The following is a 13,731-nucleotide window of genomic DNA, read 5'->3' as shown; positions in this document are numbered from 1 at the left end:
ATCGGCGCTGCGGAGCGCTGCTGCCATCTCGCGGACGGTGATGGTCGGTCATCCGGTCACGACGGGTGTCCGCGGGCCGCGATCGGGTGCCGTGCCCACGGGCGGAGAGCGGTCAGGGGACCACGGTCGTCGGGGTGCACAAGGCCGGCCAGGAGTACGTCCAGGCCGGCTGCGCCGACCGGCGGCGGGATCACTCGCCGGTGACGCCGTCGAGGCGTTCCCGGATCAGGTCGGCGTGGCCGTTGTGCCGGGCGTACTCCTCGATCAGGTGCAGGTAGACCCAGCGCAGGCTGAAGGTCCGTTTCTTGGTGCCGACCTCGGTGAACGTCTCGTCGAGCGAGCGGCCCGCGACGGCGGCGCGGGCCAGTTCGACCTGCCGGTGGTAGGTGGCGAAGTCGGCCTCGGCGTCGGCATGGCTGACGTCGAGGTCGGCGTCCGGATCGTCGGGGGTGAAGTACGGGTAGTCGACCTGCTGGCCGGCGAAGTTCTCCCGGAACCACCAGGACTCCACCTCGCCGAGATGTCGGACCAGGCCGAGCAGGGTCAGTGTCGACGGCTGCACGCTCGGGGTGCGCAACTGCTCGGCGGTCAGCCCGGCGCACTTGAGCAGCAGGGTCTGCCGGTGGTAGTCGAGCCAGCTCTCCAGCATGGCCCGCTCGTCGCCGACGGGAAGTTCAGGGGTCCGGGTGATCTCCGGTGCACGCCAGGTCATGCCGGGCATCCTCGCCGACCGGTCCGACATTCCCCGGACCCGGTCCGGTCAGGGGACGACGAGGACCGGCCAGCGGCCGGTGCGGACCAGCCGGGTGGCGACGGAACCGACCAGCCGGTGCCCGGCCTGTTCGGAGGAGCCGACCACCACCAGGTCCGCCCGGGACTCGTCGGCCGCCGCCCGCAGCTCGGTGTACGCGTCCCCGCGCCGGCACAGGAACGTCACCGGCAGGCCCAGTTCCTCCGCACCCCGGCGGCACTCCTGCCGTAGCTCGTCGGCCAACTCGTCGTGGGTCTGCTGGACCGCCCCGGCCACCACTCCGGGCATCATGCTGGCGTAGCCGGCCGGGGCGCTGACGAAGACCACCACCAGTCCGGCGCACTGTCGACGGGCCAGCCCCGCCGCGTAGGCGGCGGCCCGCAGCGAGGTCCGGCTGCCGTCGACCCCGACCAGCACCACCCGGGGCCCGTCGGTGCCCCGCTCGAACTGCTGCGGGCGGGCCTGCGGGCCGTACTGTTCACGCTCGACGGGGATGCTCACCGGTCGGTCCCGGTACGGACCACCGCCGCCCCGGCGCCCGCCGCGACGGCGGACTCCTGCGTGACGGTGTCGGTCGCGGCGTCCCCGGTGTGCTGGCGCAGCGGGATCTCCTTGATGAAGATCACCGCGATCAGGGCGATCAACCCGAACGGGGCGGCGGCCAGGAAGATGTCCCCGGCACCGTGGCCGTAGGCGCTCTCCACCACGATCCGGATCGGGCCCGGCAGGGTGTGTACGTCGGGCAGGACGCCGCCGCTGCCCGAGCCGGAGGCCGGGATGCCCAGCGCGGTGAGGCCGTCGGCGATGTAGTCCTTGACCCGGTGGCCGAGGACCGCGCCGAGCACGGAGACCCCGACCGCGCCGCCGAGGCTGCGGAAGAACGCCACCACCGAGCTGGCCGCGCCGAGTTCGTGGGCGGCGACGGTGTTCTGCACGGCGAGGACGAGGTTCTGCATGGTCATGCCGAGCCCGAGCCCGATCAGCGCCATGTAGATGGAAAGGTGCCAGTACGGGGTGTCGTAGCGGATCGTGCCCATCAGCGCGAAGCCGGCGGTGAGCAGCGCGGATCCGGCGACCAGGTAGCGCTTCCAGCGGCCGGTCCGGGTGATGATCCGGCCGACGACGACGGAGGAGACCAGCAGGCCGAGGATCATCGGCATGGTCATCAGGCCGGACATGGTCGGGCTCTCGCCCCGGCTGATCTGGAAGTACTGGCCGAGGAAGACCGATGCGCCGAACATGCCCACGCCGACGGCGATGCTGGCGACGACGGCGAGGGTGATGGTGCGGTTGCGGAACAGCCGCGGCGGGATCATCGGCTCGCTGGCCCGGTTCTCCACCCGGACGGCGAGCGTGCCGAGCACGACCGCGCCGGTCACCATGACGGCGCTCTGCCAGGAGAGCCAGTCGTACTTGTCGCCGGCCAGGGTGACCCAGATCAGCAGCAGCGACACGGCGGCGGTGATCAGGGTCGCGCCCCACCAGTCGATCTTCACCTGGCGCTTGACGACCGGCAGGTGCAGGGTCTTCTGGAGCACCACCAGGGCGGCGATGGCGAACGGCACGCCGACGTAGAAGCACCAACGCCAGCCGAGCCAGGAGGTGTCGACGATGACGCCGCCGATCAGCGGGCCGCCGATGGTGCCGAGGGCCAGCACCGCGCCGAGGTAGCCGCTGTACCGGCCGCGTTCGCGGGGCGCGATCATCGTCGCCATGATCACCTGGGCCAGGGCGGTGAGGCCGCCGGCCCCGACGCCCTGGAGCACCCGGCAGGCGATGAGCTGCTCGGTGGACTGGGACAGCCCGGCCAGCACGGAGCCCAGCACGAAGATGACCAGGGAGAGTTGGACCAGGATCTTCTTGCTGGTCAGGTCGGCGAGCTTGCCCCAGATCGGGGTGGTCGCGGTGGTCGCCAGCAGGGTCGAGGTGACCACCCAGGTGTAGGCGGACTGGCCGCCCCTGAGTTCGGTGATGATCCGCGGCAGCGCGTTGGAGACGACCGTGGAGGAGAGGATCGCGACGAACATGCCCAGCAGCAGTCCGGAGAGGGCCTCCAGGATCTGCCGGTGGGTCATCTCGACGCCGGTCGCCCGGGTGGGCGCTGTCGCCTGGGTCATCGTCGCTGCCTCCGCTGGTGGTGAAAAAGGGTGCCTCGGGCAACCGTAAGCATTCGTTGCCTCAAGCAACAACCGGACGTGACGTGGCTCTATTCCCCGGCCCGGGGAACAGAGCCAGGGTTCAGAAGGTCTCGTTGAACCGGTGCATCAGGCGGGCGAACTCCTCGACGTCCCGTTTCGGCCAGGTCTCCATCGACCTGTTGATCTGGTCCATCCGGGCCGACCGGGCCGCGTCGAAGCGCCTGGTGCCCTCCTCGGTCAGCCGCAGCTGCGCCGCCCGCCTGTCGACCGGGTCCGGGTCGCGGCGCACCAGCCCCAACGTCTCCAACCCCTGGATCTGCCGGCTCAACGTGCCCTTACCGATACCCAGCTCGGCGGCCAGGTCGGTCAACCGGGTCGACCCGGACCGGCGCAGCCACAGCAGCAGGCCGTACGCGTTCGGCTCCAGGTTGGGGTGCACCTCCCGGGCGATCTCCCAGGACAACGCCCGCCCCCGGCGGAGCAACGCGGTCAGTTCGTGCTCCAGCACGCGCAGCGTCTCCGGCAGATGATCGTCCACGGCACCGAGGGTACGTGGCGGAGGTCACTTCGCCGAGGAGAGCCGTTGCCGGGCCACCTCACGCAGGTGCCCGTCGCTGGTGGTGCCCTCGATCAGCACCACCGCCTCGCGTCCGGTGTGGCGCAGCGTGCTCACCGCGTTGCCGAAGTACGGGCCGGCGAGCTTCTTCCAACGCACCGTCGGGCGGCGTACCCCGGCGGAGCGGGCCAGCGCCCGGGTGGCCGCCGCCGGCCCGGAACTCCAACCCAGCTTCATCAGCGGGCGCATCGCCGCCGGCACCTGGTTGTGGATCGGGGAGCAGGTGAGCTGGTGCACCGGGGTAAGCACCGCCGGATCGTCGAACCGGGCGCGGGCCACGTACGAGTGGTGCACGTCGCCGGAGAGCACGCTGATCGACGCCGGCGCCGGGTACGCGGGCCCCGCGCCGACCCGGTCACCGGCGGTGGCCGGGACGCCGCTGCCCAGCCTGACGAACAGCGCGCCGAGAGCGTCGAACGACCGGCGGAACGCGGCCCAGTGCTCCAGGTCCAGCGCCCGGCGCAGTTTCTCGGCCAGCCCGGCGACCCACGGCCGGCCCGAGTCGGCCAGCCTCTCGTTCCACGCCTCCACATGGTGGATGCCCGGCGGCAGCAGCCAGGGCAGCGACGCGCCGATCACCAGGTGGTCGTAGACCCCGTGGGCCCGGTCCAGGAACCAGGACCACTCGCCGGCCGGCAGCATCGACCGGGCACCCGGTTCGAGCACCCGGCTGCACCTGTTGTCCAGCATGACCAGCCGGGTGCGGCCGAGATCCAGCGCGTAGCTCCACTGGTACTGCACGGCCCGCCAGCGTTCGGTGTCGTGCGCCTCGTCGGCCTCCTTGTCGACCCGCTCGCCGAACTCGCGCAGCACGTCGGTGGCGTCCTCGGCGGCGACGACCTTGGCGTAGAGCGGGTCGGCGGCGATCTCGTCCGGGGCCAGGTTGCCCAGGTGCTGGTAGACCCAGTAGGAGGCCAGGCCGCTGCGGATCCGCTCGGCCCACCAGGCCTGCTGGCGCATGTCGGTCCGCCACGACTTCGAGGTGTTCCAGTCGTCGATCACCTCGTGGTCGTCGAAGATCATCACGCTCGGCACGGTGGACAGCAGCCAGCGGATCTCCGGGTCGCGCCACGACTCCAGGTAGAGCTTGGTGTACTCGTCGAAGCTGACCACCTGGTCGGCCGGGGCGTCCTTCGGCCGCCGCCGACGCCGCTTGAGCAGCCGCTTGACCGTGGGCGAGGTGACGTCGGCATAGACCTGGTCACCGAGCAGCACCAGCAGGTCGGGCAGGTCGTCCGGGTCGGGCGCGGCCATCAGCCGGCGGGCGTACGCGTCGAGCGCGTCCGGGGGCAGCTTGCGGGCGGTGTTGTGCTGGGTGGTCTCCCGGCACGACCCGAAGATCAGGCTGACCGGCTGGTCCCGGTCGTCGGTCGCCCTGGTCCGGATCACGCTGGGCGGGAAGCCGTCCCGGGCCACCGGCCAGACCAGCTCGTCGTCGACCAGCACCTCGTAGGTGGTGGCGTGGTCCGGGGTGAGCCCCTCCACCACCACCAGCGCGTAGTGGTGGTCGTACGCGGAGAAGGTCGGTGCGGAGCCGGTGGCGCCGTCGGCCGTGCGGACGGTGACCACCGCGGGCCCGCTGGTCTCCACCCACACCGTCGCCCGGGTGCCGACGACCCGGCGCAGCAACGGGCCGATGAGCAGGCGAGGCTCGGGCATGGGTGGCACCTCCGAGGAGAAGACGGTTCATCTCTGCTACCCCGCGGGCGGGTGGGTCACCCCCGGCAGCGGCGAGCGTACCCGCAGCTCGCCCGGGTCTGGAGGGCGTGAGTGGGACGCGGTCGTCGGCATCTGACAGGATTTCGGCATGACGGACTACCTCCTCGTCGCACTGGCCCTGCTCGGCGTGCTGATCCTCGGCGGCCTCGGCCTGGTCGTGCCCCGGCTGCGTCGGCGTGCCGAACCCCCGCTGCCGCAGACCGAGGTCGACACCCGGGCCGAGGAGGACCTGGCCGGGCCGCCCGTCGAGGCGGCCGGGTCCGACCTGTCCACCGGTGTCCTGGTCGAGCCGCCGGTGGCGACGGCCCCGCCGCTGGAGGTCCCCGAGCCGACGGCCGGCCGGCTGGTCCGGCTGCGGTCGCGGCTGGCCCGCTCGCAGAACGCCTTCGGCAAGGGCCTGCTCGGCCTGCTCGCCCGGGACCACCTCGACGAGGACGCCTGGGAGGAGATCGAGGACAGTCTGATCACCGCCGACGTCGGCATCGACGCCACCCGGGACATCGTCGACCGGCTCCGCGAGCGGACCCGGGTGCTCGGCACCCGCTCCGCCGGTGAGCTGCGCGACCTGCTCGCCACCGAGCTGGTCACCGCGCTCGACCCGGGCCTGGACCGTTCGCTGCGCACCACCGGCCGCGACGGCGTGCCGGCGGTGCTGCTGGTGGTCGGGGTCAACGGTGCCGGCAAGACCACCACCTGCGGCAAGATCGCCCGGGTGCTGGTCGCCGACGGGCGCTCGGTCACCCTCGGCGCGGCCGACACCTTCCGGGCCGCCGCCGCCGACCAGTTGGAGACCTGGGGCGGCCGGGTCGGCGCCGAGACGGTCCGGGGCGCAGAGGGCGCCGACCCGGCCAGCGTGGCCTTCGACGCGGTCCGCCGGGGCATCGACGCCGGCACCGACACCGTGCTCATCGACACCGCCGGCCGGTTGCAGAACAAGATCGGCCTGATGGACGAGCTGGGCAAGGTCAAGCGGGTGGTCGAGAAGCACGGCCCGATCGACGAGACACTGCTGGTCCTGGACGCCACCACCGGGCAGAACGGGCTGGAACAGGCGCGGGTCTTCACCGAGGTGGTGAACGTGACGGGCGTGGTGCTGACCAAGCTCGACGGGACGGCCAAGGGCGGCATCGTGATCGCCGTCCAGCGCAAGCTCGGCATCCCGGTCAAGCTGGTCGGTCTCGGCGAGGGCGCGGACGACCTGGCCCCGTTCGACCCGGCGCAGTTCGTCGACGCGCTGCTCGGCACCGAGCCGCTCGCCCGGGACGCGTAACCTCGCGGTGAGCAACGACGATCGCGCGTACGCCGGGTGGCGTGACCCCCGCCATGCGGCGCCGGGCCTGGGGAGACCGTACGTGACCTCGCAGGAGATCCCGCTGCACGGCGGGAACGTGAGCACCGTGGTCCGGGTCGGCGACACCGTCCGGCGCAACGCCGGCCCGTGGACGCCCTCGGTGCACGCCCTGCTGCGCCACCTGGAGTACGTCGGGTTCACCGGCGCTCCCCGGGCGCTGGGGATGGACGAGCGCAACCGGGAGGTGCTGTCCTACCTCGAAGGGGAGTGCGGGGAGTACCCGCTGGCCCCGCATTGGGTCACCGACGAGGCGCTGGTGACGGTGGCCACCATGCTGCGGATGTTCCACGACGCCCAGTACGGGTTCGCCCCGCCGCCCGGCGCGGTCTGGCGCTCGTTCGGGCCGCCGCCACCGGACACCGAGGTGATCTGCCACCACGACGCCGCCCCGCACAACGTGATCTGGCGGCCCGACGGCACCCTCGGCCTGATCGACTTCGACCTCGCCTCGCCCGGGGCCCGGATCTACGACGTGGCGTACGCGGCCTGGACCTGGGTGCCGATCTTCGCCGACCGGGACTCGATCACGCTCGGCTGGAAGCACCCGGACCGGCCCCGCCGGCTGCGGTTGTTCGCCGACGCGTACGGGCTGATCCCCCGGGACCGGCACCGGCTGATCCGGACCATCCGCAAGCGGATCGTCGACCACGTGGAGGGCATCCGGCGGATGGCGGCGGCGGGGGAGCCGGCGTTCGTCCGGATCGTGCACAAGGGTCACCTCCGTCGCCCGATGCGCGATCTGCGCCTGCTCGACTACGAACGGCACGCCCTGGAGTACGCCCTGCGCTGAAGTGCGGCCCCGCCGCGCGTGCGGTGCCCCGGAACACCCCTCCGACCGACCGCAACGGGGAAAGAGTGGCCGTTCGTTGCCGAACGGCCACTCTTTCGTATCCGAGTTTTCATGATCGGGGTTCTTCACACGCCGGAAACAACCCGTCACGTGTCGGAAATCGAGGGGTGTCGGTCCAGGAAACAGCAGCCGGCCAAGCTTCCGCGCAACCGGCGTACGGGCGACGCTGCCCCGGAAGCCGCGAAGGAGGGAACTTCACCTTTAGGAGGCCAGCGTGCCTGAAGCACCGACGATCGACGGCGGCAACACCGTTTGGCTGCTGGTTTCGACCGCTCTCGTGCTGCTCATGACCCCCGGACTGGCGCTGTTCTACGGCGGCCTCAACCGGGCCAAGGGCGTGCTCAACATGATGATGATGAGCTTCTCCGCCATCGGGCTCATCTCTGTTCTGTGGTGGTTCTACGGTTTCAGCATTGCTTTCGGGACCGACGTCAACGGTTTCTGGGGCGACCCCGGTGCGTACCTGGGCACCAAGACCTTCCTCGCCGAGACCGACCTGTGGGGCGCGACGGCGGAGAACCCCAGCGGCATCGGCGTCCCGCTGTACGTGTTCATGGCGTTCCAGATGGTCTTCGCGGTGATCACCGTCGCGCTGATCAGCGGCGCGATCTCCGACCGGGCCAAGTTCGGCGGCTGGCTGCTGTTCGCCTTCGGCTGGGCCACCCTGGTCTACTTCCCGGTCGCCCACTGGGTGTGGGGCGGCGGCATCATCGGTGCCAAGATCCACGCGCTCGACTTCGCCGGTGGCACCGCGGTGCACATCAACGCCGGTGCGGCGGCCCTGGCCGTCGCCCTGGTGCTCGGCAAGCGGCTGGGCTGGCCGCGTGAGGGCATGAAGCCGCACAACATCCCGCTGGTCGCGCTCGGCGCCGGCCTGCTGTGGTTCGGCTGGTTCGGCTTCAACGCCGGGTCGGAGCTCACCGTCGACTCGGTCGCCGGGCTGGCCTTCATCAACACCCAGCTCGCCACCGCCGCGGCGGTGCTCGGCTGGATCGCGGTGGAGTGGATCAAGGACAAGAAGCCGACCATGGTCGGTGCCTCGTCCGGTGCCGTCGCCGGTCTGGTCGCCATCACCCCGGCCTGCGGGTTCATCGCCCCCTGGGCCGCGGTCCTGCTCGGCATCGTCGCCGGTGTGGTCTGCGCCCTGGCCATCAGCCTGAAGTACAAGCTCGGCTACGACGACTCGCTCGACGTGGTCGGCGTGCACTTCGTCGGCGGTTGGATCGGGTCGCTGTGGCTCGGCCTGTTCGCCACCAACTCGGTCAACGCCGCGATCAGCGACGTGGTCGGCGCCTCCGACGGCCTGTTCTACGGCGGCGGTGTGACCCAGTTCGGCCGCCAGGCCCTCGCCGGCCTGATCGTGACCGCCTGGTCCTTCGGTGTCGCCTGGGTGCTCGCCTTCGTCATCGACAAGACCCTCGGTTTCCGGGTCAAGGCCGAGGACGAGGTCGAGGGCATCGACATCAGCGAGCACGCGGAGAGCGGTTACGACCTCTCCCCGAGCACCGGCGGTGCCGGTGGCGGGGCGTTCGCGATGGCCGGGATCACCCCGGGCGGCGCGAAGGCCTCCGAGCCGGCCGCCGCGCCGGTGGACGAGAAGGTCGCCGGTTAACGTTCGGAGAATGGAGGGCATGGACATGAAGCTGGTGACCGCGGTCATCAAGCCGTACCAACTGGACGCGGTGAAGGAGGCCCTGCACGCTCTCGGCGTGGCCGGCCTGACCGTCAGCGAGGTCCAGGGGTACGGGCGTCAGAAGGGGCACACCGAGGTCTACCGGGGTGCCGAGTACACGGTCGAGTTCCTGCCCAAGATCCGGGTCGAGGTGCTCACCGACGAGATGGACGTCGACAAGGTCGTCGACGCGATCGTGGCCGCCGCCCGTACCGGCAAGATCGGTGACGGCAAGGTCTGGGTGACCGGCGTGGAAGAGGTCGTCCGGGTCCGTACCGGCGAGCGCGGCCTCGACGCCCTGTAGGAGGACCTGTAGATGACCTCGTCGACCAGGAGGAACGCGTCGGACGACAGCACCGACGCAGAGACGGACCTCCTGGTCGACGGGGTCGTCGGGGTTCCCGCGGGCATCGGCGAACCGGCCCGGGTCGCCCGGGCCGGGGCGTTCGACGCCTGGCTGCACCACCTGCTGCCGGCCCGGGAGGGCATCGCGCTGATCGCCGTCGGCGGCCTCGGCCGCCGGCAGTGCGCCCCCTACGGCGACCTCGACCTGGTGCTGCTGCACGCCGGGGTGGCCGGGGTGGACGAGCTGGCGGCCTCGCTGTGGTACCCGATCTGGGACGCCGGGGTCCGGCTCGACCACTCCGTGCGGACCCTCGCCGAGGCGCTGTCGGTGGCCCAGGACGACGTCAAGGTCGCCCTCGCCCTGCTCGACGCCCGGTACGTCGCCGGCGACCGGGCGCTGGCCGACACCCTCACCCGGACCGCCACCGACCACTGGCGGCGGACCGCCGTCCGCCAGCTGCCCGCCCTGCGGGAGATCACCGAGGTGCGCTGGCGTACCCACGGCGAGCTGGCCTTCCTGCTCGAAGGCGACCTCAAGGAGGCCGCCGGCGGGCTGCGTGACGTGGGCATCCTGCGGGCCATCGCCACCGCCGGGATCACCGACGCGCTGCGTCCCGCCGTCCGCGCCGCCCACCTGCGGCTGCTGGACACCCGCGACGCCCTGCACCAGCAGGTGGGCCGCCGGGTCGACCGGTTGGTCGCCCAGGAACGCGCCGGGGTGGCGGCGCTGCTCGGGCTGCGCCAGTCGTCGACCGAGGCCGCCGAGACCGGGGCGCGGGCGGACTCCGGCGACGGTGACGCCCTGCTGCGCCGGGTGGCCGGTGACGCGCGCACCGTCAGCCACGCGCTCGACGACGCCTGGCGGGCCGCCGACCGGCTCCGCTCCGGCCGTCGCCGGGGCACCGACGGCCGGCCGCTGCGCCGCCCGGTCGCCCGGGACGTGGTCGAGCACGACGGTGAGCTGGTGCTCGCCCGGACCGCCATCGGGGCCCGCCCCGACCCGAGCCTGTCGCTGCGGATCGCCGCCGCCGCGGCCACCCACCGGCTGCCGATCGCGCGGGCCACCTGCGAGTGGCTGGCCGCGTACTGCCCGCCGCTGCCCGCGCCCTGGCCGTCGGCCGCCCGGGCCGCGTTCGTCACCCTGCTCGGTGCCGGCCCCGGCCTGGTGCCCGCCTGGGAGACCTGCGACCGGTACGGCCTGATCGACGGCTGGCTGCCCGAGTGGACCCGGCTGCGCAGCCTGCCCCAGCACAACCCGGTGCACCGGTTCACCCTCGACCGGCACCTGGTGCAGGCCGCGTACGAGGCGAGCCGGCACACCCGCGACGTCGAGCGCCCCGACCTGCTGCTGATCGGCGCGTTCCTGCACGACATCGGCAAGGGGCTGGACGGCGACCACTCCACCGTCGGCGCGCCGCTGGCCGAGGCGGTGGCCACCCGGATCGGCCTGCCCGCCGAGGAGGCGGCGCTGATCGGCACGCTGGTCCGGCTGCACCTGCTCCTGCCCGACGTGGCGACCCGCCGCGACCTGTCCGATCCGAAGACGATCGCCGGGGTGGCCGAGCGGGTCGGCGACACCACCACCCTGGAGTTGCTGCACGCCCTGGTGCTGGCGGACGCCGCGGCGACCGGCCCGGCCGCCTGGTCCGGCTGGAAGGGCCGGCTGATCGCCGAGCTGGTCGCCCGGGTCCGGACCACCCTGGACACCGGCGTGGTCCCCGCGCCGCCGGCCCCCGACCCGGCGCTGGTCGCCGGGCCGCTGCCGGTCGTACACCTGACCGAGGACCGGGTGGCGGTGGCCGCGGCCGACCGGCGGGGGCTGCTCGCCACGGTCGCGGGTTGCCTGGCCCTGCACCGGCTGGAGGTGATCTCGGCGGACGCCGCCACGATCGACGGCCGGGCCCTGGTCGAGTGCCGGGTGCAGCCGCGCTACGGGCTGGCCCCGGACCCGATCGCGCTCAGCGCCGACCTGCGGCGCGCGGTCACCGGTGACGTCTCGGTGACCCAACGGCTGCGTGGCCGGGCGCTGGCCGCCCGCAGCGCGGGAGCGGCCCCCCGGGTCGTCTGGCACCGGGAGGCGGCCACCGACGCGGTGCTGCTGGAGCTGCGCGCGGCCGACGCGGCAGGTCTGCTCTACCGGGTCACCTGCGCGCTGGACGAGGCCGGGGCGCAGGTGCGCGCCGCCCGGATCTCCACCCTCGGCGGCGACGTGGTCGACGCGTTCTACCTGGTCGGTGGTTGGCCGTCGGACGAGGAGCGGGACCGCGTCGAGGCCGCCGTCCTCGCCGCCGTGTAGGGCCGCCCTCCCCCCAACCGCGCCGACACGTCCCGGGCGGCCTCCGGGTCGCGGGCTACGCCCGTCGACGTCCGCCGGGGCACCCGCCGCCGGGCCGAGATCCGCCGCGTCCCCCGGTGATCAAGAGGTTTGCGTCAGTCTCGCGCCGGTTGGTGACCCGAACCTCTTGATCACCGACCCCCGGTTCGCCTGGGTGGGGCGGCGGCTGAGCCAGGTGGTGCCGGTGACCGGCGCGCGTCCGTCGCCTTCGGCATGATGCGGCGCGCGGGGCCGGAGCGGGCGTGCGGCCGGCGGGCTACCCTAACGGTGGGCTGGACAGCCGGCCCGGCCGCACCTGTGCCCGCCGCTGACGACATACGGGATGTTCGCGTGTTTGACACCTTGAGTGACCGCCTGTCCGGAATCTTCACCAAGCTCCGCGGCAAGGGCCGGCTCACCGACGCCGACATCGACGCCACCGCCCGCGAGATCCGCCTGGCGTTGCTGGAGGCGGACGTCGCGCTGCCGGTGGTGAAGGGCTTCATCGCCAACGTCAAGGAGCGGGCCCGCAGCGCGGAGGTCTCCCAGGCGCTCAACCCGGCCCAGCAGATCGTCAAGATCGTCAACGAAGAGCTGATCAACGTACTCGGCGGCGAGGGCCGTCGGCTCCAGTTCGCCAAGCAGCCGCCGACCGTGATCATGCTGGCCGGCCTCCAGGGCTCCGGTAAGACCACCCTCGCCGGCAAGCTGGCCCGCTGGCTCAAGGCCCAGGGGCACCAGCCGTTGCTGGTCGCCGCCGACCTCCAGCGTCCCAACGCCGTCGGGCAGCTCCAGGTGCTCGGTGGCCGCGCCGGCGTCGAGGTGTACGCCCCGGAGCCCGGCAACGGCACCGGCGACCCGGTGCAGGTGGCCCGCGCCTCGATCGAGCACGCGAAGCGGGCCGCCCGGGACATCGTCATCGTCGACACCGCCGGCCGGCTCGGCATCGACGCCGAGATGATGCAGCAGGCCGCCGACATCCGGGACGCGGTCGACCCCGACGAGGTCATCTTCGTCATCGACGCGATGGTCGGCCAGGACGCGGTCCGCACCGCCGAGGCGTTCCGCGACGGCGTGGGCATCACCGGTGTGGTCCTGTCCAAGCTCGACGGCGACGCCCGGGGTGGTGCCGCGCTGTCGGTGCGGGAGGTCACCGGCCAGCCGATCCTGTTCGCCTCCACCGGTGAGAAGCTGGAGGACTTCGACGTCTTCCACCCCGACCGGATGGCCAGCCGGATCCTCGGCATGGGCGACGTCCTCACTCTGATCGAGCAGGCCGAGCAGGCCTTCGACACCGATCAGAAGGAGAAGATGACCGCCAAGCTGATGGGCGGCGAGCAGTTCACCCTGGAGGACTTCCTCGACCAGCTGATCGCGGTGCGGCGGATGGGTCCGATCGCCAACGTGCTGGCCATGATGCCCGGCATGGGGCAGATGAAGGACCAGCTCGCCGAGCTGGACGACAAGCACTTCGACCGGGTCACCGCGATCATCAGGTCGATGACCCCGGCCGAGCGGACCAACCCGAAGATCATCAACGGCTCCCGGCGGGCCCGCATCGCCGGTGGCTCCGGGGTCACCGTGATGGACGTCAACCAGCTGCTCAACCGCTTCGCCGACGCGCAGAAGATGATGAAGCAGATGGGCGGCATGATGGGCCTGCCCGGTGGGGGTCGGCGCAAGGCCACCAAGTCGCCGAAGAACAAGCGCAAGGGCACCAAGGGTGGCAACCGGCCGCGCAGCGGCGCGGGCGCCGGGCTGCCGGGCGGCTTCCCGGGTGGCATGCCGCAGCTCCCGCCGGGGATGGACCCGAACGACCTGGCCGGCGGCCAGGGGCTGCCGCCGGGCTTCAAGCTTCCGAAGATCGACTTCAACAAGCTCGGCAGGGGCGACAACCGGCCCCGCTGACGCGTGTCGGTTACGGTGGGCGACGGGGTGGGCGCTTAGGGTGGTTCCGCCCCCTGGGAGGAGATGT

The 13,731-nt window shown here is 72.3% G+C and carries 11 protein-coding genes; 6 read left to right on the top strand and 5 right to left on the bottom strand.

Annotation, left to right across the window (positions count from 1 at the left end):
• Nucleotides 1-190: 190 nt before the first annotated feature.
• The 5 genes from ACWCHM_RS20570 to ACWCHM_RS20550 all read right to left on the bottom strand — a co-directional run bounded on the left by ACWCHM_RS20570 (nt 191) and on the right by ACWCHM_RS20550 (nt 5,164).
• Entirely contained in the window at nt 191-712 is a 522-nt protein-coding gene (locus tag ACWCHM_RS20570; RefSeq protein WP_421489127.1) for a DinB family protein, read from the bottom strand.
• A gap of 48 nt (nt 713-760) precedes the next feature.
• Nucleotides 761-1,252 carry a universal stress protein gene (locus ACWCHM_RS20565; protein ID WP_281899848.1) on the bottom strand — a complete coding sequence of 164 codons (492 nt, stop codon included), beginning with the start codon at nt 1,250-1,252 and terminating at the stop codon, nt 761-763.
• Complete coding sequence (locus ACWCHM_RS20560; RefSeq protein ID WP_421489125.1) at nt 1,249-2,868, bottom strand: MDR family MFS transporter; 1,620 nt, start codon at nt 2,866-2,868, stop codon at nt 1,249-1,251. The genes ACWCHM_RS20565 and ACWCHM_RS20560 overlap by 4 nt, the downstream gene beginning before the upstream one ends.
• Before the next feature lie 121 nt (nt 2,869-2,989).
• Nucleotides 2,990-3,427: a MarR family winged helix-turn-helix transcriptional regulator gene (locus ACWCHM_RS20555; protein WP_281899846.1), complete on the bottom strand. Its 438-nt coding sequence runs from the start codon at nt 3,425-3,427 to the stop codon at nt 2,990-2,992.
• 24 nt (nt 3,428-3,451) lie between these two features.
• Entirely contained in the window at nt 3,452-5,164 is a 1,713-nt protein-coding gene (locus tag ACWCHM_RS20550; RefSeq protein WP_454219410.1) for a DUF7800 domain-containing protein, read from the bottom strand.
• Between the two features lie 148 nt (nt 5,165-5,312).
• Here ACWCHM_RS20550 and ftsY point away from each other — a divergent pair, with 148 nt between their 5' ends.
• The 6 genes from ftsY to ffh all read left to right on the top strand — a co-directional run bounded on the left by ftsY (nt 5,313) and on the right by ffh (nt 13,664).
• Nucleotides 5,313-6,494, top strand: a complete 1,182-nt coding sequence (gene ftsY / locus ACWCHM_RS20545) for a signal recognition particle-docking protein FtsY (RefSeq protein WP_204956859.1) — start codon at nt 5,313-5,315, stop codon at nt 6,492-6,494.
• Between the two features lie 7 nt (nt 6,495-6,501).
• The gene (locus ACWCHM_RS20540; RefSeq protein WP_194822858.1) at nt 6,502-7,365 is read left to right on the top strand and encodes a phosphotransferase; all 864 of its coding nucleotides are present in this window, start codon (nt 6,502-6,504) and stop codon (nt 7,363-7,365) included.
• A 274-nt stretch (nt 7,366-7,639) separates the two neighbouring features.
• Nucleotides 7,640-9,037 (top strand): ammonium transporter, encoded by a 1,398-nt coding sequence (locus tag ACWCHM_RS20535; RefSeq protein WP_204923816.1) that lies wholly within the window; start codon nt 7,640-7,642, stop codon nt 9,035-9,037.
• A gap of 25 nt (nt 9,038-9,062) precedes the next feature.
• Nucleotides 9,063-9,401: a P-II family nitrogen regulator gene (locus ACWCHM_RS20530; RefSeq protein ID WP_067307311.1), complete on the top strand. Its 339-nt coding sequence runs from the start codon at nt 9,063-9,065 to the stop codon at nt 9,399-9,401.
• 12 nt (nt 9,402-9,413) lie between these two features.
• The gene (locus ACWCHM_RS20525) at nt 9,414-11,738 is read left to right on the top strand and encodes a [protein-PII] uridylyltransferase (protein ID WP_454219408.1); all 2,325 of its coding nucleotides are present in this window, start codon (nt 9,414-9,416) and stop codon (nt 11,736-11,738) included.
• Between the two features lie 369 nt (nt 11,739-12,107).
• Complete coding sequence (gene ffh / locus ACWCHM_RS20520) at nt 12,108-13,664, top strand: signal recognition particle protein (protein ID WP_204956862.1); 1,557 nt, start codon at nt 12,108-12,110, stop codon at nt 13,662-13,664.
• Nucleotides 13,665-13,731: the final 67 nt, after the last annotated feature.

Source organism: Micromonospora sp. SCSIO 07396 (genome assembly GCF_053667945.1).
Note: the sequence above shows the minus strand (reverse complement) of the source record. Positions and strands in the feature narration are given on the sequence as shown.

Excerpts from the sequence above, each read along its gene's own strand:
- ACWCHM_RS20570 (WP_421489127.1), bottom strand. The coding sequence starts at position 712 with ATGACCTGGCGTGCACCGGAGATCACCCGGACCCCTGAACTTCCCGTC.
- ACWCHM_RS20560 (WP_421489125.1), bottom strand. The coding sequence starts at position 2,868 with ATGACCCAGGCGACAGCGCCCACCCGGGCGACCGGCGTCGAGATGACC.
- ACWCHM_RS20550 (WP_454219410.1), bottom strand. The coding sequence starts at position 5,164 with ATGCCCGAGCCTCGCCTGCTCATCGGCCCGTTGCTGCGCCGGGTCGTC.
- ftsY (WP_204956859.1), top strand. The coding sequence starts at position 5,313 with ATGACGGACTACCTCCTCGTCGCACTGGCCCTGCTCGGCGTGCTGATC.
- ACWCHM_RS20530 (WP_067307311.1), top strand. The coding sequence starts at position 9,063 with ATGAAGCTGGTGACCGCGGTCATCAAGCCGTACCAACTGGACGCGGTG.
- ACWCHM_RS20525 (WP_454219408.1), top strand. The coding sequence starts at position 9,414 with ATGACCTCGTCGACCAGGAGGAACGCGTCGGACGACAGCACCGACGCA.